Annotated in this window: 24 protein-coding genes; 10 read left to right on the forward strand and 14 right to left on the reverse strand. The window is 61.2% G+C overall.

Features of this window, described 5'->3' with window-relative positions; all coding sequences use genetic code 11:
• Window positions 1–70: 70 nt before the first annotated feature.
• Entirely contained in the window at window positions 71–745 is a 675-nt protein-coding gene (locus HJB91_RS09205; protein WP_210629760.1) for a DUF1345 domain-containing protein, read from the forward strand.
• Here the strand turns inward: HJB91_RS09205 and HJB91_RS09210 are convergent.
• Window positions 742–1,539 carry an anti-sigma factor gene (locus HJB91_RS09210; RefSeq protein ID WP_221124196.1) on the reverse strand — a complete coding sequence of 266 codons (798 nt, stop codon included), beginning with the start codon at window positions 1,537–1,539 and terminating at the stop codon, window positions 742–744. The genes HJB91_RS09205 and HJB91_RS09210 overlap by 4 nt on opposite strands.
• Window positions 1,536–2,279: a sigma-70 family RNA polymerase sigma factor gene (locus HJB91_RS09215; RefSeq protein ID WP_221154485.1), complete on the reverse strand. Its 744-nt coding sequence runs from the start codon at window positions 2,277–2,279 to the stop codon at window positions 1,536–1,538. The genes HJB91_RS09210 and HJB91_RS09215 overlap by 4 nt, the downstream gene beginning before the upstream one ends.
• A 300-nt stretch (window positions 2,280–2,579) precedes the next feature.
• On the opposite strand from HJB91_RS09215, the gene HJB91_RS09220 reads away from it, so the two are divergent.
• From HJB91_RS09220 to HJB91_RS09230, 3 genes are all read left to right on the forward strand, one after another.
• The gene (locus HJB91_RS09220) at window positions 2,580–3,554 is read left to right on the forward strand and encodes an MBL fold metallo-hydrolase (RefSeq protein WP_221154486.1); all 975 of its coding nucleotides are present in this window, start codon (window positions 2,580–2,582) and stop codon (window positions 3,552–3,554) included.
• 20 nt (window positions 3,555–3,574) lie between these two features.
• Window positions 3,575–4,039 (forward strand): tetratricopeptide repeat protein, encoded by a 465-nt coding sequence (locus HJB91_RS09225; RefSeq protein ID WP_221146352.1) that lies wholly within the window; start codon window positions 3,575–3,577, stop codon window positions 4,037–4,039.
• 62 nt (window positions 4,040–4,101) lie between these two features.
• Complete coding sequence (locus HJB91_RS09230) at window positions 4,102–4,545, forward strand: DoxX family protein (protein ID WP_221154488.1); 444 nt, start codon at window positions 4,102–4,104, stop codon at window positions 4,543–4,545.
• An 82-nt stretch (window positions 4,546–4,627) separates the two neighbouring features.
• Here HJB91_RS09230 and HJB91_RS09235 read toward each other — a convergent pair whose 3' ends face one another.
• The 7 genes from HJB91_RS09235 to HJB91_RS09265 all read right to left on the reverse strand — a co-directional run bounded on the left by HJB91_RS09235 (window position 4,628) and on the right by HJB91_RS09265 (window position 11,509).
• Window positions 4,628–4,801 (reverse strand): DUF1328 domain-containing protein, encoded by a 174-nt coding sequence (locus HJB91_RS09235; RefSeq protein ID WP_004678026.1) that lies wholly within the window; start codon window positions 4,799–4,801, stop codon window positions 4,628–4,630.
• Between the two features lie 118 nt (window positions 4,802–4,919).
• Window positions 4,920–6,347 carry a gamma-aminobutyraldehyde dehydrogenase gene (locus HJB91_RS09240; protein WP_221154490.1) on the reverse strand — a complete coding sequence of 476 codons (1,428 nt, stop codon included), beginning with the start codon at window positions 6,345–6,347 and terminating at the stop codon, window positions 4,920–4,922.
• Between the two features lie 13 nt (window positions 6,348–6,360).
• The gene (locus tag HJB91_RS09245) at window positions 6,361–7,173 is read right to left on the reverse strand and encodes an ABC transporter permease (RefSeq protein WP_221154493.1); all 813 of its coding nucleotides are present in this window, start codon (window positions 7,171–7,173) and stop codon (window positions 6,361–6,363) included.
• A complete protein-coding gene (locus HJB91_RS09250) occupies window positions 7,163–8,125 on the reverse strand; it encodes an ABC transporter permease (protein WP_221146356.1) in 963 nt (320 codons plus the stop codon). Before HJB91_RS09250 ends, HJB91_RS09245 begins: the two co-directional genes overlap by 11 nt.
• Entirely contained in the window at window positions 8,122–9,108 is a 987-nt protein-coding gene (locus HJB91_RS09255; protein ID WP_210629768.1) for an ABC transporter ATP-binding protein, read from the reverse strand. Before HJB91_RS09255 ends, HJB91_RS09250 begins: the two co-directional genes overlap by 4 nt.
• A 213-nt stretch (window positions 9,109–9,321) precedes the next feature.
• A complete protein-coding gene (locus HJB91_RS09260) occupies window positions 9,322–10,482 on the reverse strand; it encodes an ABC transporter substrate-binding protein (RefSeq protein WP_210629769.1) in 1,161 nt (386 codons plus the stop codon).
• 118 nt (window positions 10,483–10,600) lie between these two features.
• Window positions 10,601–11,509, reverse strand: coding sequence for a LysR family transcriptional regulator (locus HJB91_RS09265; RefSeq protein WP_210629770.1), 909 nt, complete (start codon window positions 11,507–11,509; stop codon window positions 10,601–10,603).
• Window positions 11,510–11,688: 179 nt separating this feature from the next.
• Between HJB91_RS09265 and HJB91_RS09270 the strand changes: the two genes are divergently transcribed.
• On the forward strand, window positions 11,689–12,450 hold the full coding sequence (locus HJB91_RS09270) for a hypothetical protein (RefSeq protein WP_221154494.1): 762 nt from the start codon (window positions 11,689–11,691) through the stop codon (window positions 12,448–12,450).
• A 68-nt stretch (window positions 12,451–12,518) separates the two neighbouring features.
• Here HJB91_RS09270 and lysS read toward each other — a convergent pair whose 3' ends face one another.
• From lysS to HJB91_RS09295, 5 genes are all read right to left on the reverse strand, one after another.
• The gene (lysS, locus tag HJB91_RS09275) at window positions 12,519–14,015 is read right to left on the reverse strand and encodes a lysine--tRNA ligase (protein ID WP_210629772.1); all 1,497 of its coding nucleotides are present in this window, start codon (window positions 14,013–14,015) and stop codon (window positions 12,519–12,521) included.
• A 22-nt stretch (window positions 14,016–14,037) separates the two neighbouring features.
• Entirely contained in the window at window positions 14,038–15,504 is a 1,467-nt protein-coding gene (gltX, locus tag HJB91_RS09280; protein WP_210629773.1) for a glutamate--tRNA ligase, read from the reverse strand.
• Between the two features lie 242 nt (window positions 15,505–15,746).
• A complete protein-coding gene (locus HJB91_RS09285; protein ID WP_210629774.1) occupies window positions 15,747–16,496 on the reverse strand; it encodes a TerC family protein in 750 nt (249 codons plus the stop codon).
• Between the two features lie 99 nt (window positions 16,497–16,595).
• A complete protein-coding gene (locus HJB91_RS09290) occupies window positions 16,596–17,435 on the reverse strand; it encodes an AraC family transcriptional regulator (protein WP_221146362.1) in 840 nt (279 codons plus the stop codon).
• Window positions 17,436–17,542: 107 nt separating this feature from the next.
• The gene (locus HJB91_RS09295) at window positions 17,543–18,223 is read right to left on the reverse strand and encodes a TetR/AcrR family transcriptional regulator (protein ID WP_221154495.1); all 681 of its coding nucleotides are present in this window, start codon (window positions 18,221–18,223) and stop codon (window positions 17,543–17,545) included.
• Between the two features lie 152 nt (window positions 18,224–18,375).
• Here HJB91_RS09295 and HJB91_RS09300 point away from each other — a divergent pair, with 152 nt between their 5' ends.
• The 5 genes from HJB91_RS09300 to xylA all read left to right on the forward strand — a co-directional run bounded on the left by HJB91_RS09300 (window position 18,376) and on the right by xylA (window position 25,440).
• Window positions 18,376–19,584 (forward strand): HlyD family secretion protein, encoded by a 1,209-nt coding sequence (locus HJB91_RS09300; RefSeq protein ID WP_221154498.1) that lies wholly within the window; start codon window positions 18,376–18,378, stop codon window positions 19,582–19,584.
• A gap of 44 nt (window positions 19,585–19,628) precedes the next feature.
• The gene (locus HJB91_RS09305; protein ID WP_210629778.1) at window positions 19,629–21,230 is read left to right on the forward strand and encodes a DHA2 family efflux MFS transporter permease subunit; all 1,602 of its coding nucleotides are present in this window, start codon (window positions 19,629–19,631) and stop codon (window positions 21,228–21,230) included.
• 201 nt (window positions 21,231–21,431) lie between these two features.
• Window positions 21,432–22,454 (forward strand): LacI family DNA-binding transcriptional regulator, encoded by a 1,023-nt coding sequence (locus tag HJB91_RS09310; protein ID WP_210629779.1) that lies wholly within the window; start codon window positions 21,432–21,434, stop codon window positions 22,452–22,454.
• Between the two features lie 20 nt (window positions 22,455–22,474).
• Entirely contained in the window at window positions 22,475–23,929 is a 1,455-nt protein-coding gene (xylB, locus tag HJB91_RS09315) for a xylulokinase (protein ID WP_221124204.1), read from the forward strand.
• Window positions 23,930–24,129: 200 nt separating this feature from the next.
• Window positions 24,130–25,440: a xylose isomerase gene (gene xylA / locus HJB91_RS09320; protein ID WP_221154499.1), complete on the forward strand. Its 1,311-nt coding sequence runs from the start codon at window positions 24,130–24,132 to the stop codon at window positions 25,438–25,440.
• Window positions 25,441–25,487 lie beyond the last annotated feature (47 nt).

Raw genomic sequence — 25,487 nt, forward strand, 5'->3', positions numbered from 1 at the left:
GCGCGGATGCCGGCTGGCAACCGCGCCTTTTTCATGCTCTTATCAATGACATATGCTGTCGGAGACCGATATGGCGGAGGAGGAACCGGCAAGTTCGCCTGTGGCACTTGCACTTGCCCGCAAGCACGCAAGCTTCATCATCGCCGCTGTTGCTGGACTGGTGGTCTTCTTGGCTGTCACCTCGCGGGAGGTCAGCGCCGGCAATATCCTGTTCGGCTGGAATATCAGCGCCATTGTTTTTGTCGCGCTCAGCTGGCGCAAGATGCTGCGGGCGACGGTCGAAACGATCCGGAAACGCTCCGCCGATCTCGATTTTTCGGATACCGTTTTGCTGTCCCTTTCGATCGGCGCTGCGCTTGCGAGCATCGCCGGCATCGGCACCGAGCTTCATTCGATCAAGGAGGCGCCACCTGACGTCGCGCTGACGCGGGCGGGTGCCGCGGTGCTGACGATCCTGATCTCCTGGATTTTTCTGCATACGCTTTTCACCATCCACTATGCCCATTACTTTTATGGCGGGGCGGACGAAGAGAGCGGCCTCAAATTTCCCGACGGAATCGAAGAGCCCGGCTATTGGGACTTCCTCTATTTCTCCTTCACCATCGGCGTTGCCGCGCAGACCGCGGATGTCGGGGTCAGTTCGACCAGCATGCGCAAGCTAACATTGCTGCATGCCGTGCTGTCGTTCCTGTTCAACACGACGATCCTGGCGCTGGCGATCAATGTCGGCGCAAGCCTGCTTTAACCCCTTGCCGCCTTCCTGAAGAGCGCCTCGAACTCGGCCAGATCGCCGGCGGCGACATCTGAAATCGCTGAGAAAACGAGCCCGCCATCCGACCATTGCTCCATATTGTAGCCGTCATGCACGGCTGTCGTCTCTGCGGCCGATCCTGCGGGCCAAACGAACAGGTTGATGACATGGCCGTGGCGCCGATAGACGAGGGCCGCAACGGCGCGACCACCGAGATAGTCGACCCGCCCGCCGATCAGTGGAAAGCCGTCCTTGGATAGGTCGCTGACCGGCGGTGAAAAATCGAGCTTGCCGTTGAACCACGGTTTTACCGTATGCTGATCCGAGGTCAGCACGTCGGTCAGATGGTCGGCCATCATCGACCTGATATGGCTTGAAAGGATCTGTTCCTGCAGAAGCGCGGTCTGAGACGGTGCGTTGACGAACAGGAAGGCGCCGACCGCCAATGCCGCGAGTGAAGGAACGAAGCTCCATTGCCGGAAGAAAACCAGGGCGCGGCGCCATCCGGCCACCCGGCGTGGCAACGGCAGGCCGGATGTTGTCGCCTGTTCAAACGACAGCATCGACAGGACATGTGAACGCAGCGCTTCGGGCGGCCGCCATTTGACGCCATCTTGATCGATGATCTCTCTCACGGCCTGAACCCTTTCCACCTCCGCTCTGCAATCCGTACAGGCAGCAAGATGATCCTCGAATTGTGCCGCGTGGTCTGAATCGAGTTCGCCATCGACAAAGCCATGCAGCATGACACGCCATTCCGGGCAGCCTTTTTGGTGCGTGTCGCTCATCCTGCAATCTCGCCTTTGTCGCATGCGTGCCAGGCTTCACCAAATTCATGCCGCGCCCTTGCAAGCCTCGACATGACAGTGCCGATCGGCGCGTCGATGATTTCGGCGATCTGCCGGTAGGAGAGATCCTCAAGCTCCCGCAAGACGAGGATTTCCCGCATTGCCTCGGGGAGCCGACTAATGACAGCGCGCACGCGCTGCTGTTCACTTCGCCGGATCGTCGCCGCCTCTGGCGAATCCTCCTCCGAGGCGATCTCGTTCTCACCTGTTTCATCGTCGTCGCCATCACTCAGATGCCGCTCGAACCGCGCCTTGCGGCGATCCTGCTGGCGCCAGGCATGGCAACAGTTTCTCACGATGGCAAAGAGCCAGGCGCGCGGATCGCCACCGCGATAGCTATCGAAGTTGCGGAAGGCACGCAGGAATGCATCCTGGACGATATCTTGCGCCGCATCCGCGTCGCGGCTGAGGAAGCGGGCAAAATTATAGGCAGCGTCAAGGTGCGGAACGATCAAGTTCTGAAAGCGCTGCATGAGTTCACGCTGCGCGCTCACATCGGCCGCCGAAGCAACCTGCTCGCCCCTCGACTTTTCCGAGACCATAGGGTGGAACAACCGCGCTGCGCTGTCGAGAAGCAAGGCCAGCGGCGATGGTCGAAGACGGTCCTTCCAATGTCGCCACGCCAACGGCAACCACTCGTTTGATCCGATGGGATTGGTGATCTGAGCGTCTGTCATCATCCTCCCCTGCCTCAATAGAAGCCGAATTTAAAAGCGAGATCCTCAGGCATGGAGTGCGGTCCCTTGCCGTCTAGACCGACCGGCACGCGGTTTTATTCCAACCGAAGCCAATTTATTGGCACGTGGCCGGACAGCCGGCCGGGGCGATAGAAATGACGATGTCTTTTCAAGCGCTTGAACAAACGACGCTCGAGATCGGGAATAAGCGCGTCCGGCTGACGATCTAGTTCATCAGCGAGGGAATCCGAATAATTGCGGTCTTCGCCAGCTGAAATCTCATCGACAAGAGGAGGCATATCCATGTTTAACATGTCACGTCGCGCCGTCCTTGGATCGGCTGCCGCGGCAGCTGCATTCGGGCTGTCGTCGAAGCTCGAATTCGTCGGGCCGGCGCTCGCCGCAACAACGCTGGAGCCGACCGTCGGCTTCTACAAATATCAGGTCGGCGATGTCGAGGTCACGGCGGTCTACGACGGAATCTGGAAAAAACCGCATGACCCGACCTTCATCAAGAATGCCTCGATCGAGGATACCAAGGAAGCGCTTTTCAAGGCAGGGCTTACGACCGAATTCATGCCGATCCCGCTGACGGTGGTCGTCCTGAAACTCGGCAACCGGCTGATCATGATGGACGCCGGCTCGGGCGTCGGTCAATGGCAGGCAAATGCCACACATCTGCCGGCGAATATGGCAGCCGCCGGCATCGATTATAAGAGGATCGACACGATCATGCTCTCGCATTTCCACCCGGATCACGTCTGGGGATTGATGGAAAAGGGAACGAACGAACCCGTCTTTCCGAACGCCGAACTCATCGTCAATGCCATCGAATATAACTGGTGGACGGAGCCCGGCCGGGTCGAGAAGCTTGCCGAAGGCCGCAGGCCGGCCGGCAAGCGCATCGCCGAGGTCTTTCCGAAATGGAAGAACTGGAAACTGGTGGACGAGGGTGCCGAGGTTGCGCCCGGCGTTCGGCTTCTTGCTGCGCCAGGCCATACACCGGGTCATTCGACCTATCTTGTCGCCTCCGGCAGCAAGCAACTGCTTGTCTCGGCCGATATCATGTACGTGCCGGCGCTGCTTGCGCCGCACCCCGACTGGCAGGGCAGTTATGATCAGGATGGGCCGGCGGCCATCGACACCCGCCGCCGTCTCATCGACCGCATCATTGCCGACAATATCGCCATTTGCGGCTCGCATTTCCCCTTCCCCGGCGCGGGCACCTTCGTCAAGGACGGAAGCGCCTATGGCTTTACGCCGACAGTCCAGGCCTGAAAGGCCGAATGGAGATCATCATGATGAAATATCTCATTCTCGGATTCATCTGGCTCTGCGCCATATCCGCGGGCTTCTCCGCGGTGACGGCGCTTCCCGCTTTTGCTGTCGATAATATGGAATCGACGGACGCTCCCGATTTGACGTCGGTACGCGCCAAGATCGATGCCAAGGATTATGCCGGCGCCCTGGCGGAGCTTCGCGGTCTTGCCGAAGACAATCAACAGGCAGATGTCTATAATCTTATGGGGTATACGCTGCGCAAGACCGGCGACTACAGAACGTCGCTGACCTACTACACCAAAGCACTTGAGCTTCAACCCGATCACAAGGCTGCGCGTGAATATCTCGGCGAGCTCTTTGCCGAAACGGGCGAGATGGCGAAGGCGGAGGAGCAGCTATCATCGCTGAAGCAACTTTGCCCAAGCGGCTGCGAAGAACTCGAAGACCTGCAAAAGGCCATCGCTGCCAAGGGTGGCAACTGACGAGTCCATGAACGTGAGAACGGGCGGCCAAGCCGCCTGTTCTCTGCAAATCGGAGGGTGTAATGGATAGCGCCGCAAGCCGGTCTCAACTGGCCGATTTCATTCTTCTCCTGGGCAGGCTGCTCCTGTCGCTGATCTTCCTGCATGAAGGTTCGGTGCTCGCATCAGATATCAGCGCGACCGTCGACACTTTCGCAAAACTGGGGCTTGCCACGCCGGTTGCATTTGCTGTCATAGCACTTCAGCTCGGCGCCGGCCTTTCCATTGCCGCGGGTTTCCTCAGTCGGCTTGGCGCGTTAGCGCTGGCCTTCTTCTGCCTGGCGACCGCCTTGATGTTTCACACGAATTTTGACAGCCAGAACGAGCTCCTGCATTTCGAGAAGGATCTGGCGATTGCCGGCGGCGTGTTCGTCCTGGTGGCTTCGGGGGCGGGGTCGATATCGATCGACAACCTGCTGAGAAAGCGGGGTAGCAGCCTTCATCCCTGGCTGAGGGCGATGATGTAGCCAATTGGCTGCAAGCTTTTGCGCGCCATGAACATTCCGCGGCTCCGAGCCGCGGAATTGCTCCGGGTTGTGCGGTGCTCGGTTACAAGACCGCCTGGCCGGCCATCAACGCCAGAACCAGGAAGATCAGGAAAATCACCAGCGCGATACCGAAGAGCACGCGGGCGATGGTCGCTGTGGCGGCGGAAACGCCGGAGAAGCCAAAGAAGCCGGCGATGATCGAAATAACGAAGAATATCAGAGCCCATTTCAGCATGACACATCATCCTTTGCGTTTGCCTGAGAAGACGCGGCAACCGGGAAATTGTTCCACTACGCGCGAAATCGGATGATGTTCTCTGCCATTGGCCTCTATAATCCTGCCGGTTTCACCGTCAGCCATGATTGATCATCACGTGACGCACGGCGGTATAATCCTCCAGCGCATAGACCGACATGTCCTTGCCGTAGCCCGACTGTTTGAGGCCGCCATGCGGCATCTCGTTGACCAGCATGAAATGGGTGTTGATCCAGGTGCAGCCATATTGCAGGCGGGCGGCGGTCTTCATGCCGCGGCCGATATCCCTGGTCCAGACCGAGGAGGCGAGGCCGTAATCGCTGTCGTTCGCCCAGGCGATGGCATCATCGGCGTCGGAGAAGCGGGTGACCGAGACGACCGGGCCGAAGACCTCACGACGGACGATCTCGTCGTCCTGCAGGGCGCCTGATATGACGGTCGGGGTGAAGAAGAAGCCCCTGTCGCCGGAGACCTTGCCGCCGGTGGTGATTTCCATGTGCTTGTGCTCGGAAGCGCGGGCGACGAAGCTTTCGACGCGGTCACGCTGGCGCCTGGAGATCAGCGGACCGATCTCGTTTTCGGTATCGTCGGCCTGGTTGAAGCGGATGCTTGAGACGGCCGAAGAGAGATCTGCGACGAAATTGTCGTAGACCTTGGCGTCAGCATAGATGCGGCAGGCCGCGGTGCAGTCCTGACCGGCATTGTAATAGCCGAAGGTGCGGATGCCGGCGACGACGGCATCGATGTCGGCGTCGTCGAAGACGATAACCGGGGCCTTGCCGCCGAGTTCCAGATGAGTACGCTTCACGGTCTTGGCGGCGGCCTGCAGCACCTTCTTGCCGGTGGCGACATCGCCTGTTATCGAGACCATGTTGACCTTGGCATGGTTGATCAGCGCATTGCCGACGCTTTCGCCGCGGCCGAGGATGACATTGACGACGCCTTCGGGCAGGATGTCGGAAAGCAGCTTCGCCATCTTCAGCGCGGTCAGCGGCGTCTGCTCCGACGGCTTGAAGACGACGGTATTGCCGCCGGCGATTGCCGGCGCCAGCTTCCAGGCCATCATCATCAACGGATAGTTCCACGGCGCGATCGAGCCGACGATGCCGATTGGATCACGGCGGATCATCGAGGTGTGGCCGGGCAGGTATTCGCCCGCGGCCGGTCCGTGCAGGTTGCGCACTGCCCCCGCGAAGAAGCGGTAACAATCGACGATCGCCGGGATTTCATCGTTCAGCACTGAATTGATCGGCTTGCCGCAGTTCAGCGCTTCCAGCGCGGCGAAACCGGCGGCATTCTTCTCGATAGCGTCGGCGATCTTCAGCAGGTAACTCGAGCGTTCGGAAGGCGTCGTCTGCGACCAGCTCTTGAAGGCTTTTTCGGCGGCATCGACGGCGGCATCGACCTGGGAGAGCGAGGCTTCGGGAAGGTCGGTGACCGTCTCGCCAGTTTTCGGGTTCAGGATGTGCTCTTCCGTCTCCGTGCCTTTTTCGAAGCGGGAACCGATCAACATTTGCGTATCCATGATGTTCTCCCTGTTATTTGCCGGCGCCGGCGATCTGGTCGCCGTCGCGGGTGAGGTAATAGGCTGCCAGGATCGGCAGGAAGGTGACGAGCACCACGACCATGGCGACCACATTGGTGACGGGGCGCTGGCGCGGGCGGATGAGTTCTTCGAGCATCCAGATCGGCAGGGTCGATTGCTGACCGCCGGTGAAGGTGGTGACGATGACCTCATCGAAGGACAGGGCAAAAGCGAGCATGCCGCCGGCAAGCAAGGCGGTGCCGATATTCGGCAGGATGACATGGCGGAAGGTCTGGAAGCCGTCGGCGCCGAGATCCATCGAGGCTTCGATCAGCGAGCCGGAGGTGCGGCGGAAGCGGGCGACGGCGTTGTTGTAGACGACCACCACGCAGAAAGTGGCGTGGCCGAGCACGATGGTCCAGACCGAGAACGGGACGTCGAAGAGGCTGAAGGCGGAGCGCAGCGCTATGCCGGTGATGATGCCGGGAAGCGCGATCGGCAGGATGACCAGCAGCGAGATCGCCTCGCGGCCGAAGAACTTCGTCTGGCTGACGGCCGCGGCACAGAGCGTGCCGAGGATGAGCGCGATCGCGGTGGCGATGACGGCGACCTGCACGGAAAGGCCGAGCGCCGACCAGACGTCTGGCCGATTCCAGGCAACGGCGAACCATTGCAGCGTCAACGCGGGTGGCGGCCACTGATAGCTCTTCTCCTCCGTCGTGAAGGCATAGACGAAGATCAGCAGGATCGGCAGGTGCAGGAAGAGCAGCCCGCCTGCGGCGGCGATCTTCAGGGGCAGCGGCGATGTCTTGAGGTCAGAGCGCATCGAAGGCCCCCAGTCTTTTGGCGAGCGACAGATAAAGCGCCATGATGACGATTGGCACGACCGAGAAGGCGGCCGCCAGCGGCACGTTGCCGGCGGTTCCCTGCTGCGCATAAACGGCCTGGCCGATGAACAGCCTGGACGAGCCGATGATCTGTGGGATGATGTAATCGCCGAGGGTCAGCGAAAAGGTGAAAATCGAACCGGCGACGATGCCCGGCAGCGCCAAGGGCAACAGCACGGTGCGGAAGGTCTGGCGCGGTGTCGCGCCGAGATCCGCCGAGGCCTCGATCAGGTTGCCGGGCACACGCTCGAGCGCGGCCTGCGTTGGCAGGATCATGTAGGGCAGCCAGATATAGACAAAGACGATGAAGGTGCCGAGGTAGCTGACCGAAAGCGAATTGCCGCCGACGACGGGCAGGTTCAAGACGCCCTGGAGAAGCCAGGAGAGATGGAGCTGTTCGAAGATCCAGGTCAGGATGCCTTCCTTGGCGAGGATCAGCTTCCAGGCGTAGATCTTGACGAGATAGCTCGACCAGAGCGGCAGCATGACGCCGAGATAGAACAGCACCTTCCATTTGCCCTGCGCATAACGCGCCGCGTAGTAGGCGATCGGGAAGGCGATCAATGCAGAAGCGATGGTGACGAACGCGGCCATCATGACGGTGCGGATGATGATGTCGAAGTTCGTCGGGCTCAGAAGCTGGGCGTAGGTCGCAAGGGTGAATTCGTAATTCACCAGTCCGGAGAAATCGTCGATCGAGAAGAAACTCTGCAGAAGCAGGGCGATCAGCGAGCCGATATAGATGATGCCGAGCCAAAGCAGCGGTGGCGTCAGCATCAGGAAGAGCAGCAGTTTCGGGTGTCGCCAGAAGGCATCCGACATTCGGCCGAAGACGCCGCGGCGTGCCGGAAGGATCGATGTCTTGCCGTCGGAGATGATGAGTGCCGTCATGCCACATCGTCCATGTAGTGGATATCGGCGGGCTGCCAGGTGAGCCGGATGCCGGCGCCGACATCCGGCACAGGCGTGCCTGCCGGCAGCGTGACATGCAGCCGGCTGCCGCTCAGATCGACGCTGAGACGGGTGGCGGCGCCGAGGAAGCTCGCATGCTTGACCTTCGCCTCGATGCCATCGCTTGCCAGCCGGATCGCCTCGGGGCGCAGGCTCGCCCAGCGTTTCTCGCCGCCGAGCGCGGCCATCAGATCAGGCGCGATCACATTTGACGAGCCGACGAAATCGGCGACGAAGCGGGTCTTCGGGCAGCGGTAGATATCTTGCGGCGTGCCGTGCTGGACGATATTGCCATTGTTGAAGACAGCGACGCGATCGGCCATCGACAGCGCCTCGCCTTGATCATGGGTGACGAAGACAAAGGTGATGCCGAGCGCGCGCTGCAGGCTCTTCAATTCCTCCTGCATCTGCTCGCGCAGCTTCAGGTCCAGCGCACCGAGCGGCTCGTCGAGCAGCAGCACCTTCGGCTTATTGACCAGCGCGCGGGCGAGCGCCACGCGCTGCCGCTGGCCGCCGGAGAGCTGGCCGGGGCGGCGAGCGCCGTAGCCCGGCAGCTTGACAAGTTCGAGGGCATCGCTCGCCGCCTTCTTCCGCTCCGCCTTGCCGACGCCCTTGACCATCAGCCCGTAGGCGACATTGTCGAGAATGTTGAGATGCGGGAAGAGCGCGTAATCCTGGAAGACGGTGTTGACGTTGCGGCGGTAGGGCGGAATGCCGTCGGCCGTCTCTCCGAAAATCTGGATGTGGCCTGATGTCGGCTGTTCGAAGCCGGCGATCAATCTGAGGCACGTCGTCTTGCCGGAACCGGACGGCCCGAGCATGGCGAAGAACTCGCCCGGCGCGATCTCGAGATCGACACCGTCGACGGCGCGGACCTGGCCGAAATGGCGCGATACCTGCTGGAAACGGACGGCTGACGTCATGAGAGGACTCCGGGTCTTGTCTGTTTAAAGAGGGCTTGGTCCTGGCCAATATAGACCCCGCCCCAAGCCCCTCCCCAAGGGGGAGGGGCTTAACCCGCCGTACCCCTTCGCAAATACCTTGGTGTTTCGGCAGATTTGGCGGTGCCACTCTTAGCCGCTCCCCCTTGTGGGGAGGGGTTGGGGAGGGATTCTTACGCATACGATCGGATCGGCTCACCGTCCGCCGATCACGCCGATGTAATCCGACACCCAGCGGTGATAGGGCACGCATTCGTTCTGCGTTGCGCATTTGGCGACCGGGGTCTTCCAGAACTTGATCTTGTCAAAGTGATCGAAGCCGTTGGTGGCGCAGCCGGTTTCGCCCATCAGCTCGTTGCCCTTGCAGGCGGCGGGAACGGAGGGCACGGCGCCGAACCAGGCGGCGGCGTCGCCCTGGACCTTGGCCTGAAGGGAATGTTCCATCCACATGTAGGCGCAGTTCGGATGTTCGCTGTCGGCGTGCAGCATTGTCGTGTCGGCCCAGCCGGTGACGCCTTCATCCGGGAAGGTGGAGGCGATCTTCTGCTTGTCGGCCTGCAGCAGGTTGACCTGGAAGGGCCAGGAGCCGGAGGCGACGACACCTTCATTCTTGAAGTCGTCGATCTGGATCATCGCGTCGTGCCAGTAGCGCGAGACGAGCTTGCGCTGGCCGCGCAAAAGGTCGAGAGCGGCCTTGTACTGGTCTTCGGTGAGTTCATACGGGTCCTTGATGCCGAGATCCGGCTTGTGGGCCATCAGATACATGGCCGCATCGGCGATATAGATCGCGCCGTCATAGGCCTGCACGCGGCCCTTGTTCGACTTGCCGTCCGGCAGGGTCTGCTCCTCGAAGACGACGCCCCAACTGGTCGGCGCCTTGTCCTTGAAGGCATCGGTATTGTACATCAGCACGTTCGGTCCCCAGAGATAGGGCACGCCGTAATGTACGCCGCCGACCGTGTACCACGGGCCCTCCTGCAGGCGCTTGTCGACATTTTTGAAGCTCGAAATCAGATCGGTATTGATCGGCTGGACACGCTTGCCGGCAATGAGGCGGAGCGACGCGTCACCAGATGCGGTGACGAGATCGAAACCGCCCTCGTTCATCAGCGACACCATTTCATCGGACGTGGCGGCCGTCTTGACGGACACTTTGCAGCCGGTCTCCTTTTCGAAGCCGGTGACCCAGTCGTAATTCTTGTCGGTTTCGCCGCGTTCGATGTAGCCGGCCCAAGCGACGATGCTGACCGCGCCTTCCCCCTTGCCCAAGGCCTTCAGCGGTTCGGCGGCGACCACCTGTGTCGCGAAGCTCAGGCAGGCGAGCGCTGCCGTGCAGGATTTCAACAGATTCGTCATCGTTCGTCTCCCGGTTTGGTGCCACTTTGTGGCAATTTGTTCCCGGCTGAAAAAGTGACGCGAAAAACCCGGTTTCGCAAATTCATTTATCAGAAAGGCGATATCGGAAATTCCGATATCAGCGGATTCGACCGGAACGCAGAGTTTCGGCGATGCCGACGAAATCGCGCGCCGCCTGCGGCAGGCTGGAGCCCTTGCGCCAGACCATGCCGACCTGGACCACCGGCAGCGAGCCGGAGACGTCGCGGCTCTCGATGCGGTCACCTTCGAGCGACCACGGGCGGTAGACGAGATCGGGAAGCAGCGCCACGCCGGCGCCCGTGGCCACCAGGCTGCGCACCGCTTCCACCGAACGGGTGCGGAAGGCGACATGCGGGCGGGCGCCGAGTGCGGAGAGCAGCTTGCCGGTATTCTCCTCAATCTCGTCGACTGTCAGCATGATCAGTGGTTCGCGGGCGATATCGGCGACGGAGATGATATCGGCCGACACCAGCGGATGGCCCATCGGCAGCCAGAGGCGATAGGGCGAGGTTTCGAGGATTTCCGCCTGCAGCGCCATGCGGTCGCGCAGATTGGATATCACCATCACCGCCACGTCGAGTTCGCCGCCGACCAGGAGATGTTCGAGGTAGCCGCCATTGTCCTCGATGGCGCTGACTTCGATGCCCGGGCAGGCGCGGCGGTATCGCGCCAGCAGATCGGAGAGCACATAGCCGGCGACAAGCGAGGTGACGCCGATGTTCAACGTGCCGGAGAGAGCACTCTGCTGGCCGGAGAAGCTGGTTCGCGCATCGGAGACGGAGGCGAGAATCTTGGTCGCGTGACGGAGGAACTGATGTCCGTTGTGGGTGATCGTCAGGCCGCGCGGATGGCGCTCGAAGAGTTCGACGCCGAGATCAGTTTCGAGCTCCTTCAGCGCTTCCGTCACCGAGGATTGGGAGATCGAAAGGTTCTGCGCGGCTCGCGTCACCGAACCCTGTTCGGCGACGGCCACGAAGTATTGGATCTGGCGAAGCGTGAAGGCCATGGGCGTTTAGAGCATGGCGGAATGTGCCGTGGCAAGCAGCCGATAAATTCGGACCTTTTTTGGGATTTTCCTGAAATGGAGCGAGCTCGGCGCAGCCACTTAAACTTTCCGAAACGTCATTTCCCTAGCATTCTCAGCACCTGTCCTGCGTTGGAGTTTGAGATGGCGGAGCAGTTGGCGTGAAGGCCTTACTGCGCATATTCCGGCCTTCCCGGAAATTGGCAATCATCATCGGCGGAGTCGCGCTTCTGGCGGGCGTTTCCGGCGGCGCGGCGCTTTATGTCGGCAAGGACAGGCTGGTCGGCGTCTCTGGTGGCGGTCATGGGCTCGAATGCAGCGACGTCAACCTCGTGACGATCAGGAAGCAGGATCATGTCTGGGTCCGCAAATACATCAAGACCGAACCGACCGATGGCATGACGCGGGTCAGGACTGCACTTCGTGTTGCCCAGGCCGTCTATGCCGCGCAGAAACCGGATCTGGTACAGGTGGTGGTGCTTGATGAGAACGGCCCGACGCTGCGTGCCGATATTCGCGGTCGGGCGATCGGAGCTGATGTCGTCTTCATCCCGCATCCGGACGAGACCGTTCCCGGCCTCGACGACAAGCGCTATACCGCACGCTACTATGACGGCAAGGCCAGCGAAAACGGGCTGTTCTTCGGCGAGCGCATCGAACTGCCGGCCGACGAGATCGCGATGATCAGCGCTTCGTTCAAGGATCCCGAGGATTGTGTCGATCCGGTCGCCGTTGCATCGACCAAGGGCGAGGCGACGGGCAAGAAGACTGAGGATAAGGACAACAAGGCCGAGGGCGGCGGACACGGCGCGGCACCGGCTGCCGAAAGCGAAGCGCCGCCAGCTGCAGAGAGTCACGGCGCCGATGCGGTGGCCGAGGCGCCGGCCGAAGAGCCGCCGGCGCAAGCCCCCAAGGCCCACTGAACGGGCGGCATGTAAAAAGCGGAGCGCCGGCCGGCACCCCCGCTTTGCTTTTTCCGATTTTTTTCCTGTCAGTCGGCCTTGTTGCGGCGGGCCGGGAAGAGAATGACGTCGCGGATCGACGGAGCGTTGGTCAGAAGCATGATCAGCCGGTCGACGCCGATGCCGAGGCCGCCGGCAGGTGGCATGCCCTGGTCGATCGCGTCGAGGAATTCGTCGTCCAGCTGTTTTTCCTTCTCGCCGCGAGCGAGCGCCTGTTCCAGTTGCTCGACCATGCGGCGGCGCTGCTCTTCGGGATCGTTGAGCTCGGAGAAGGCGTTGCCGAGTTCCCAGGCGTTGCAATAGGTCTCGAAGCGTTCGACAAGCCGCGGCTCGCCCGGCACTTCCTTGGCGAAAGGCGAGATGTCCTTTGGGAAATGCGTGACGTGAGCCGGCTGAATCAGTGTCGCTTCCACCTTTTCCTCGAAGATGAAGGCGAGGCATTCGCCCCAGGTCCAGTCCTTCTCGACCGCAAAGCCGGCAGCCTTGGCGGCGGCGCGGGCTTCCTCATCGGTCTTGATGGCGAGGAAATCGATGCCGGTCGCTTTCTTGACGGCATCCGGCATCGGCACGCGCTTGAACGGTCCCTTGAAGGAGAGGCGCTTGTCGACGAAGTCGAATTCCGTGGTGCCGTGGATCGAGAGCGCCAGGGTCTCGAACAGCCGCTCGACGAGATCCATCATGTCCTCGTAATCGGCATAGGCCCAATAACACTCCATCATGGTGAATTCGGGATTGTGCCGAGTGGAAACGCCTTCGTTGCGGAAGTTGCGGTTGATCTCGAAGACCTTGTCGGTGAGGCCTGAAACCAGAGTGCGCTTCAGAAACAATTCCGGCGCGATGCGCAGGTACATGTCGAGCTTCAGCGTGTTGTGATGCGTCTTGAACGGCTCGGCGGTGGCGCCGCCATAGACGGAATGCAGCATCGGCGTCTCGACTTCCATGAAGCCGTCATTTTCCATGAAACGGCGGATGCCGGAGACGATCTTCGAGCGCTGCTGGAAGCGCAGCTTCGAATCCTCATTGGTCATGATGTCGAGATGGCGCTTGCGATAGCGCAGCTCGATGTCGGAGAGGCCGTGCCACTTCTCGGGCATCGGCAGCAGCGACTTGGTCAGCATTTCGATCTTCTGGGCGTTGATCGTCAGTTCGCCGCGCTTGGTGCGGCGCACGATGCCGGTGACGCCGATGATGTCGCCGATGTCGATCATCGGCAGCAGGTCGCGGGCCTCTTCCGGCGTCGTGTCCTTGTGGCTGAAGATCTGGATCTTGCCGGAAGCGTCGCGGATATCCATGAACATGCCGGAGTTGCGCGAGGAATAGACGCGGCCGGCGACGGTGACGACATCCTGCGTCTCGACGTCCGGTTCCAGAGATTCATACTTGGCGCCAAGCTCGGCATTGGTCAGCGTCCGGTGGAAATGCGCCGGATAGACCTCGCCGATCTGCTCGCGCAGCAGCTTCAGCTTCTGGGCGCGCACTTCGGTCGCGTCGGAGGAGAGGGTGTTTTCGGTCTTGTTGTCAGCCACTGTCGAAATCCTCTGACTATTCTTACTTCGAGCCGACGAGGGCGGCGACCGCCTGGGCGGCGAGTTTGAGGCGCTGGCGCACGACGGAGCGGCCGAGGATGGCCATGGAATCGAAGAGCGGCAGGGAACGCGACGAGCCGGAGACGGCGACGAAGAGCGGCGAGACCACGACCTTCAGCTTCTTGCCCATGCGATCGGAGATGGCGCGCAATTCCGCTTCGATCGTCTCCACATTCCATTCCAGGATCTTTTCGAGATCCGGCTGAACGGTGTTGAGGATCTCGAGGATCTCCTCCGGCGGCGACTTGATCTTGGCGAAGTCGGACGGCTGCAGGCCGAGATCGGACTTCAGCAGGAAGCTGGCGAGATCGGGCAGCTCGCCGAGCTTGGAAATGCGGGTCTGCGACAGGCGCAGGCCAGCCTTCAGGCGGTCGTTCTCCATCGCCCAGGTCAGCACGCGCGCCTGGAATTCCTCTTCGGAGAGCTTCTCGCGGATCCAGCGGCCGTTCAGCCAGTCGAGCTTCTGGATGTCGAAGATCGCGCCGGCCTTGGAAAGGTTTTCGGGGTCGAACTTCTCGGAGAGCTCATCCATCGTCAACAGCTCTTCACCTTCAGCGATCTGCATGAAGAACAGGCCGAGGAAGTTCATCAGCGCCTCGGGGATATAGCCGAGCGCGGAGTAATAGGAGATCGAGGTCGGGTTCTTGCGCTTCGACAGCTTCGACTTGTCGGCATTGCGCATCAGCGACAGATGCATGAAGACCGGCTGCTCCCAGCCGAAATAGCGATAGAGCAGGATGTGCTTCGGCACCGAAGCCAGCCATTCCTCGCCACGCGCCACATGGGTGATCTTCATCAGATGGTCGTCGATGACGTTGGCCATGTGATAGGTCGGCATGCCGTCGGCCTTGATCAGGACCTGCATGTCGACGGAATCCCACGGAATGGACACGTCGCCATAGACGCCGTCGGTAAAGTCGCAGGAACCCTCCGCCGGGATCTTCATGCGGATGACCGCGGCTTCGCCCGCCGCCATGCGTGACGTCACCTCTTCCGCCGTCAGATTGAGGCAGTGGCCATCATATTTCGGCGGCTTTCCGGCGGCGCGCTGCGCCTCGCGCATCTGCTCCAGCCGCGCGGGCGTGCAGAAACAGCGGAAGGCATGGCCATTGTCCAGCAATTCCTGTGCATAGGGCTGATACATCGGCTTGCGGTCGGACTGGCGATAGGGGCCGTAGGGGCCGCCGATATCGGGGCCTTCCTTCCAGTCCAGCCCGCACCATTTCAGCGCGTCGAGCACCTTCGTCTCGAATTCCGGGGTCGAGCGCGTCGCATCGGTATCTTCGATGCGCAGGATGAACTCGCCACCGTGCTTCTTGGCGAAGAGGTAGTTGAAGAGAGCGATGTAAGCGGTGCCGACATGCGGCTCGCCGGTCGGCGAGGGAGCGATGCGGACGCGGACGCCGGAAGCTGTCCCGGAATTTGTCATTGTATGTGCCCGTCAATGAAGCCGGACTGCTTTCACGGGAAAGCAAGGTTCGGCCGGAAGGATGCAGATATCTTCATCGGCAAACCGGCCGAAAAAGGGCATTCGCCCGCACCATTCGCCGATCGTCCGTTCGGCTGGCCTTAGGCCATATTCAACCGGGCGCGTCAAGAAAAACCGCGTCCGCAACGGCTTGCCGGCGCTGAGAGAGTGCACCGGTTGCGGCGCGCTCTCCCGTATCAGCCTCAATGCGCGCCTTCGCGTTTCCGCTTGCGGGCGTTGCGTGCGAACATGTTCAGCACCTCGACCAGTGCGGAGAAGGCCATGGCGGCGTAGACGTAACCCTTCGGCACATGGAAACCCATGCCTTCGGCGATCAGCGTCGTACCGATCATCAGCAGGAAGGCGAGCGCCAGCATGACGATCGTTGGATTCTTCTCGATGAAGTTGGCGAGCGGGGTCGCGGCAACCAGCATGACGGTGACGGCGGCGATGACGGCGATCACCATGATCGGCAGATGCGGCGTCATGCCGACGGCGGTGATGATGCTATCGACGGAGAAGACCAGGTCAAGCAGCAGGATCTGGCCGATGGCCGATGCAAAACCCGTGGTGGCGGACTTCGCGATGAAATCCTCCTGATGATCCACCGGGTCGACCGTGTGGTGAATTTCCTTGGTGGCTTTCCAGACGAGGAACAGGCCGCCGGCGATCAGGATCAGATCCTTCCAGGAGAAGCCGTGCCCGAAGGCCGTAAACAGCGGTTCGGTCAGCTGTACGATCCAGGCTACGGTGCCGAGCAGCGCCAGGCGCATGACCAGGGCAAGGCCGATGCCGATCCGGCGGGCTTTCTCGCGATGCTCGGACGGCAGTTTGTTGGTGAGAATGGAAATGAAGATCAGGTTGTCGATACCGAGAACGACTTCCATCACCACCAGTGTGATGAGCGCCACCCAGGCGGCCGGGTCCTGAATGAGCGTCATGATTTCCTGCATTAGCTTATATCCCCTTGCGTCACCGATGACGCCCGCAATGTAGTGTCCGCGGCCTGCTGCACAAGCGCCGCAAGGGGATATACGAAATCGATGTGACTTTTATTCCCTGACAGGTAGCCAGATTTCAGTGACGCCCATCCCGGTATAGGGATCGAAGCGTTCGTCGTAACGTTCGAACATGTCGGGCGTCTCGCCGTGTTCCAGGCCAGACGTTGGCCACCATGCGCCGAAAATTCGGTTCATGGTCGAGGAAATGCCGGAGACATGGCCGCGATGGGTGAAGACAGCGTAGCGTTGGCCCGGAAGCCTGAGCGTCGTAAAATCCGGCGGAAGGTCGCTGGCATCGGAGATCTCGACGCCGGCCATATAGCGATACTTCTCCGCTTCGCCATCGATATGGGTGCAGACGCCGTAGGCGACATTGCCTTTTTGGCCTGCAACATGACCGAAATGGGCGTTGAATTTCTGCCAGAGAGAGGGGATGGCGGCGTTACCGCCATAGGGATAGGTCTCCTGCAGGCCGGCAAGGAGCATCGGTTGACGCTTTTCGAAGCGGGGCGGTTCGAGGTCGTTGAGGTGGGCGGGGTCCATTCTGATCGGCTCCAGCAAGACAAGATTGCGGGCGTGCCCCTGTCTGCGCACCGCATCCGGCGTCATGCCGAACTGGTCGCGGAAGGCACGGGTGAAAGCCTCGTGCGAGCCGTAGCCCGCGCAAAGCGCAACCTCGAGAATGGTGGATGAGCCGCCGACCAGCGCGGGCACGGCGCGGCTGAGGCGCCGCCCCCTGATATAGCTGCTGATCGAGTGGCCGGTGACGAGCCCGAAGACGCGTGACAGATGATAGCGTGACAATCCGGCGGCTTCCGATATCTCTTCCAGCGATATATCGCTCTCGAAATGGCTCTCTATAAACCAGATCGCCCTTGCGACGGCGCTCATCCTCACTCCCTTGGTTGCGGCTTCTTCCTTAGAGAAAAGCCGGCAGCCGGGTTTGATCGTTCTTGCGGAGTTTTGGCCGAAGGAGAGCGGCAGTCAACGGTGCGGGGTTAGGCAGTCTCGTGCCGGCGCACGCCGTAGGCTGCCATGAAGACCTTGATCGCACCGCGGATGACGCGGTCGATTTCCTCACGAGTCGGCGGTTCTTCCATGCTGCCGAACAGACGGAGCTTGAAGAAGCTGCCGCTGGCAAGATCGAGAAACTGGCCCGCGGCCAGATCGATGTCGTCGATCTCGAGCCGGCCTTCGGCGACATGCTGTTCCAAAAAGTCGCGCATGATGGTGCGCAGGTTTACCGGTCCTTTGAAGAAGCGTTGACAGAGCACGGGCATGCGGTCGCGAACGCCGAGAACAGTGCGCATCGCGCTGATGACCTTTTCATCGGTCATGTGGGTGACGAAGCTTATCCCGAACTCGTGCAGGCCGGCTTCGGGGTCGTCATGCTCGGCAAGCGCCGTGCGCACGGCCGCCACGAAAGCGGCGCGCTCGGTCTCGATCATCGCCGAAAACAGTTCTTCCTTATTGGTGAAATAGACGTAGAGCGTTCCCTTGGAGACTCCGGCCTCGCGCGTCACGTCGTTCATGCTGGCGGCGTCGAAGCCCATTTTCATGAACACGCGCTTGGCGCCGGCAAGAATTTGCTGGCGCTTGGCCGGATCTTCGCCCGCAGCAAATCGGCCTCCGGCAGCGGGAGGGCTGAATACGGCGGCGTGGTCGGGTTTTAACGTCATGTCTCCTTAACCGTGTTTACGGTTTCGCATTTTCCTTAAAAGAAATCGAACCGATTGGTTCTATACATCTTGATATGACGATAAAACAGGTTTATGTCAACTGAACCGAACCGTTCAGTTCGATTATTACTCCAAAGATCGGTAAAGTGGCCATGTCGAGCAACCAGAAAAGCAACGTCGCGCGTATCGTCAGCGAAAACGCCGAGGCCGAAGAGGCAAAGGTCGCGGTGGTTGCAGAGGCTCCGACGGCGGAAGCCCTGGAAAAGCCGGCTGCTCCCGCGCAATCGGCGCCGACCGAGGCCCCGGTTGCTGCTTCGGCAAAGAAGCGCCGCAGCCCGGTGCTGCCGATCGTCGTGCTTGCCCTGCTTGCGGGCGGCGGCTGGTATGGATACGAATGGTGGATGAACGGCCGGTTCATGGTGTCGACCGACGACGCCTATATCGAAGGCGATATCGCGACCATCTCGCCGAAGGTTACCGGCTATGTCGCGAAGGTGAATGTTGTCGCCAACCAGGAAGTCAAGGCAGGCGACGTTCTCGCTACCCTTGATAACGGCGACTACCAAAATGCCCTCGATCAGGCGAATGCCCAGATCGCGACCGAGCAGCTTTCGCTGAGCCGTATTGATGCGCAGATTGAAGGCGCCAAGGCGAGCCTCGTGCAGGCTCAGGCCCAGAAGACTGCCCTCGAAGCGACGGTTCGCGGCGCGGAAATCAAGCAGAAGCGCCAGAGCGACCTGCAGGCGAAGTCGGTCGGCACCACCGCGGATCTCGATGATGCTAATACGGCCCTCGATCAGGTCAAGGCCAATCTTGCCGGCGGCGACGCCAATATCGTGGCGGCACAGGCCAATATCGCCATCCTCGAAGCCCAACGCAGGGAAGCCGAAGGTTCCGTCCGCACGCTGGAAATCCAGCGCGACAAGGCCGCCCGCGACCTCTCCTTCACTGTGCTCAAGGCGCCCTATGACGGCATCGTCGGCAATCGTTCCATCCAGGAAGGCGATCTGGTCTCGCCCGGCCAGCGCCTGATGGCGCTCGTTCCGGTGCGCCAGCTTTATATCGACGCCAATTTCAAGGAAACGCAGATCCAGCATCTCGTTCCAGGCTCGAAGGTCAACGTCCATGTTGATGCCTATGACGACCATCCGATCGTCGGTACCGTCGAATCGATCTCGCCGGCCTCCGGTTCGGTCTTTTCGCTGCTGCCACCGGAAAACGCCACGGGCAACTTCACCAAGGTAATTCAGCGTGTGCCGGTGCGCATTGCGCTGCCGCAGGATGCGCTCGACAGCGGGCGTTTGCGCGCGGGCCTCAGCGTCGTCGTCGACGTCGATACCCGCACGGCACCGAACAAGTAAACCTTCGGAGCAATTCCAGCAAAAGGAAAGGCGGAGGTGGTCCGATGGCCGGGAGCGCGACAGCAACAGCGGGAACGATGCCGGCGGTGCCTGCCCACGCCGGAGATCGCATGGATCCGAGGAAGCTCATCGCCTTCTTCGCGATGGTGCTCGGCATGTTCATGTCGATCCTCGACATTCAGATCGTCTCTGCTTCGCTTGCCGAAATTCAGGCCGGCCTGTCGGCCGGTTCCGACGAAATCGGCTGGGTGCAGACGGCCTATCTGATCGCGGAAGTGATCATGATCCCGCTTTCGGGAACGCTGGCGCGCATCATCTCGACGCGCTACCTCTTCGCGATCTCGGCCGCCGGCTTCACCATGGCGAGTGCGCTTGCGGCGACGGCGACGAATATCGACCAGATGATCGTCTACCGCGCCATCCAGGGCTTCATCGGCGGCGGCATGATCCCGTCGGTTTTCGCGGCCGCCTTCACCATCTTTCCGCCGTCGAAGCGCAGCATCGTCTCGCCGATCATCGGCCTGATCGCGACGCTGGCGCCGACCATCGGCCCGACCGTCGGCGGCTATCTCAGCCACGCCTTCTCCTGGCACTGGTTGTTCCTCGTCAATATCGTTCCGGGCATCATCGTCACGCTGGTTACCTGGAACTTCATCGACTTCGACAAGCCGGAACTGTCGCTCTTCAAGAAGTTCGACTGGTGGGGGCTGATCTCGATGGGCGTCTTCCTCGGCGCGCTGGAATATGTGCTCGAAGAGGGCAACTCGAACGATTGGTTCAACGACAATTCCATTGCGCTGGCTGCCGTCGCTTCCGGCGTCGCGGCCATCGTCTTCTTCTATCGCGCCTTCACGGTGGAGTTTCCCGTAGTCGATCTCAAGGCCTTTGCGAACAGGAATTTCTCCTTCGGCTCGGTGTTTTCCTTCGTCATGGGCATCGGCCTTTACGGCCTTACCTATATCTACCCGGTCTATCTCGGGCGTATCCGCGGCTATGATTCGCTGATGATCGGCGAGACGATGTTCGTCTCTGGCCTTGCGATGTTCTTCACCGCGCCGATCGCCGGGCGGCTGTCGACCAAGATGGACCTGCGCCTGATGATGGTGATCGGTTTCATCAGCTTCGCCGCCGGCACATACATCATGATCCACCTGACGGCGGATTGGGATTTCTATGAACTGTTCATTCCGCAGATCCTGCGCGGGTTCGGCCTGATGATGTGCATGGTGCCGATCAACAACATCGCGCTCGGCACGATGCCGCCGTCGCGCATCCGCGGCGCGTCCGGCCTGTTCAACCTGACTAGAAACCTCGGCGGCGCCGTTGGTCTCGCGGTCATCAATACCGTGCTCACCAGCCGGCAGGATGTGCACTACGAGCGGCTGCGGGAGAATATGGACTGGGGCAATCCGGCGGCGATCGATCAGATGAACAACATGACTGCCAATTTCAGCAGTTACGGCATGGACGGCACTTCAGTCGCGATCAAGCAGATGGTCGGCCTCGCCACCAAGCAGGCGGTCATCCTTTCCTTCAGCGATGTGTTCCTCATCCTGACTGCGCTGTTCGTTGCGATGATCCTCGGTGTCGCCATGATCAAGAAACCCGCGCCGCAAGGCGGCGGAGGAGGTGGCGGCGGCCACTGACCTCCGGCCCCGTCCCTTGAAAAGGCCCTCTTCGGAGGGCCTTTTTGTTGCGGTTTTCAGGCCTCTGTGTCATCAGGGGGGCGCTGATCGAATCGATGCCAACGGGCGGTAATGCCGGTAAAATAATGCGGAAATCGCGCCGCTGGATTTTTTGATTTACGTACATCAAATTTGGCGCTAATGGTCTCGTCAGGAGGAATGATGAGGCCAACTGTTCACGATATCGCCGCTGCGGCGGGCGTCAGTCTCGCGACTGTCGACCGGGTGCTCAACCAGCGTCCTGGTGTGCGCCATGTCACGCGGGAGAAGGTCGAGACCGCAATCCGCGAACTCGGTTATGTCAGGGACGTCGCCGCCGCCAATCTCGCCAAGGGTCGCACCTATCCGCTGGTCTTCATCCTGCCGGCCAGCGACAATTCCTTCATGCACGGGCTCAATGCCGAAATCCGGCAGGCGATCCTTCGCTCGCCGGCCGAACGCACCGATATTCGCACCATCGAGGTGCCTGCCTTCGATCCGGCCGCTCTTGTCGCCGTGCTTGACGGGCTTTCCCGCGAAAAACCTTGCGGCATCGCAATGGTTGCGACCGATGCGCCTGAAGTGCATGCCGTCGTCGACAGGCTGGTGCATGCGGGCTTTCCCATCGTCACGCTGGTGTCCGATCTTACCGGATCGCTGCGCCATCACTACGCCGGCGTCGACAATATCGCGGCAGGCCGCACGGCGGCCCGCCTGCTCGGCCGATTCCTCGGGCCGCGAAAGGGCGAGATCGCCGTGCTCGCCGGCTCCATGCTGGTGCGCGACCATCGCGAGCGGCTGGAAGGATTCACCTCGGTCGTGGCGGAGGAGTTTCCCAATCTTGCGATCCTTCCGGTTCTGGAAGGGCGTGACGATCCTGAGATCGCCCATATGCTCGTCGCCGAGGCACTTGGGAATGCCGACATTATCGGCGTCTATAGTCTCGGGGCAGGCAATCGCGGCCTTATCCGGGCGCTGAAGGAGAAGGCCGTCGATCGGACGCTGACGGTCATTGCCCACGAGCTGACCGCCCACACGCGGACGGCGCTCATCGACAACACGATTGATGCGATCCTGAATCAGAATGCCGGTCATGAGGTGCGCAGCGCCATTCGCGTGCTGAAGGCCAAGGCGGACGGGCTCGCCGTCATCGAAGCGCAGGAGCGTATCCGCCTCGACATATTCCTGAAGGACAATCTGCCGTAACGGCAAAGGGAGAATGCCACATGTATCTCGGTCTCGATCTCGGAACCTCCGGCGTCAAGGCGATGCTGATCGACGGCGACCAGAAGATCGTCGGTTCGGCCAACGGTGCGCTCGACGTCTCGCGCCCGCATTCCGGCTGGTCGGAACAGGAACCGGCTCACTGGGTGCGCGCGACCGAGGAGGCCGTGGCCGGCCTCAAGGCGAAACATCCAAAGGAGTTCGCCGCAGTCACGGGCATCGGCCTTTCGGGCCAGATGCACGGCGCCACGCTGATCGACGCGAGCGACAAGGTATTGCGGCCCTGCATTCTCTGGAACGATACACGCAGTCACGTCGAAGCCGCCGCACTCGACGCCGACCCGCGTTTCCGGGCGCTGACCGGCAATATCGTGTTTCCCGGCTTTACGGCGCCCAAGCTCGCCTGGATCAGGAAGCATGAGCCTGAGACTTTCGCGAAGGTCGCCAAGGTATTGTTGCCGAAGGATTATCTGCGTCTCTGGCTGACCGGCGAATATATCTCCGAAATGTCGGATTCGGCAGGCACCTCCTGGCTCGATACCGGCAAGCGCGGCTGGTCGTCGGAACTGCTTGCCGCCACCGGCCTTTCGAGGGAGCAGATGCCGGCGCTTGTCGAAGGGACCGATCAGGCCGGCAGACTGCGGTCCGAACTCGCGGCCCAGTGGGGCATATCAGGCTCGGTCGTCGTTGCCGGCGGCGCGGGCGACAATGCAGCCTCGGCCTGCGGCATGGGCACGGTCAGCGATGGCGCGGCCTTCGTCTCACTCGGCACCTCGGGCGTGCTTTTTGCCGCCAACGGCTCCTATCTGCCGAAGCCGGAAAGCGCCGTGCATGCCTTCTGCCATGCGCTGCCCAACACCTGGCATCAGATGGGCGTCATCCTCTCGGCCACCGATGCGCTCAACTGGCATTCCGGTGTGACCGGCAAATCGGCCGCTGATCTCACAGGCGAACTCGGCGAGACACTGAAGGCGCCGAGCGGCGTCACCTTCCTGCCCTATCTCTCCGGTGAGCGTACGCCACACAATGATGCCGTCATCCGCGGGGCCTTTATCGGGCTCGGGCATGAAAGCAGCCGCGCGGCGCTGACCCAGGCCGTGCTCGAAGGCGTGGCTTTCGCCATTCGCGACAATCTCGAAGCGCTGCGTTCGGCCGGCACCGGCATCTCCCGCGTGACGGCAATCGGCGGCGGTTCGCGCTCGCATTATTGGCTGGCGTCGATCGCGACGGCGCTCGGCGTTCCGGTCGATCTACCGGCCGACGGCGATTTCGGCGCAGCTTTCGGTGCGGCCCGTCTCGGCCTAATCGCGGCGACGGGTGCGGATCCGATCGCCGTCTGCACGCCGCCGATGACGGCAGGCACGATCGAACCGGTCGCGGCGCTTAAGGGCGCTTACGAGGACGCTTACAAGCGCTATCGGGCGCTCTATCCGGCGATCAAGTCGCTGGCGCATTGAGAACTCGAGCCGGCGGCCCCCTCACCCTACCCTCTCCCCGGGGGAGAGGGGGAGTTCGCAGCAATGGCTTTGAAAGAGCTGCAACGTAGCGGCAAGTCCCTTCTGCCCTCGGGGAGAAGGTGCCGGCAGGCGGATGAGGGCCGCCTCCGCAGACAAGAATTCAGAACTGCCAAGAGATACGAACCCAAGGAGACCCCAACATGAGCACCGGATTTTTCGGCGATATCCAGAAGATCAAATATGAAGGCCCGGACAGCACCAATCCGCTGGCCTTCCGCTATTACCAGCCGGACGAGATTGTCCTCGGCAAGCGCATGGAAGACCATTTGCGTTTTGCGGTAGCCTACTGGCACACCTTCACCTGGCCGGGCGGCGACCCCTTCGGCGGCCAGACCTTCCTGCGTCCCTGGTTCGAAGACACGATGAAGGCGGCCAAGCTCAAGGCCGACGTCGCTTTCGAATTCTTCTCGCTGCTCGGTGCGCCCTATTACTGCTTCCACGACGCCGACGTGCGCCCTGAAGGCAAGAACTTTGCCGAGAACACCAAGAACCTCAACGAGATCGTCGATTATTTTGCCGAGAAGCAGGCAGCCACCGGCACCAAGCTGCTCTGGGGCACAGCGAACCTCTTCTCCAACCGCCGCTACATGTCGGGTGCGGCGACCAACCCCGATCCGGACGTCTTTGCTTTCGCAGCTGCGACGGTCAAGACCTGCATCGACGCTACGCAGAAGCTCGGCGGCGAGAACTACGTGCTCTGGGGCGGCCGCGAAGGTTACGAGACGCTGCTCAACACCGATCTCAAGCGCGAGCTCGACCAGCTCGGCCGCTTCCTCAACCTCGTCGTCGAATACAAGCACAAGATCGGCTTCAAGGGCACGATCCTGATCGAGCCGAAGCCGCAGGAGCCGACCAAGCACCAGTATGATTACGACGTGGCGACTGTCTACGGATTCCTCAAGAAGCACGGTCTCGAAAACGAAGTGAAGGTCAATATCGAGCAGGGCCATGCGATCCTTGCCGGCCACTCATTCGAGCACGAGCTGGCGCTTGCCAATGCGCTTGGCATCTTCGGCTCGATCGACATGAACCGCAACGACTACCAGTCCGGCTGGGACACCGACCAGTTCCCGAACAACGTTCCGGAAATGGCGCTCGCCTATTACCACGTTCTGGCGGGCGGCGGCTTCAAGACCGGCGGCACCAATTTCGATGCGAAGCTGCGCCGCCAGTCGCTCGATCCGGCAGACCTCTTGATCGGTCATATCGGCGGCATCGATTGCTGCGCCCGCGGCCTGAAGGCGGCTGCCAAGATGATCGAGGACAAGGCTCTGTCGCAGCCGCTTGCCGACCGTTATGCCGGTTGGGAAACGGCCGAGGCGCAGAAGCTCTTCCGCGGCGAGTATTCGCTCGATGAGATCACGAACTGGGTCGAGAGCAAGGACGTCAACCCGCAGCCGAAATCCGGCAAGCAGGAACTGCTCGAAAACGTCGTCAACCGTTACGTCTGATGACAGGCGCCGGCGGCCATCGGTCGCCGGCGCATTTGTTAGCCGGC

Origin of the sequence: Rhizobium sp. NLR10b, from assembly GCF_019685435.1 — a bacterium.
Taxonomy (GTDB): Bacteria; Pseudomonadota; Alphaproteobacteria; order Rhizobiales; family Rhizobiaceae; genus Rhizobium.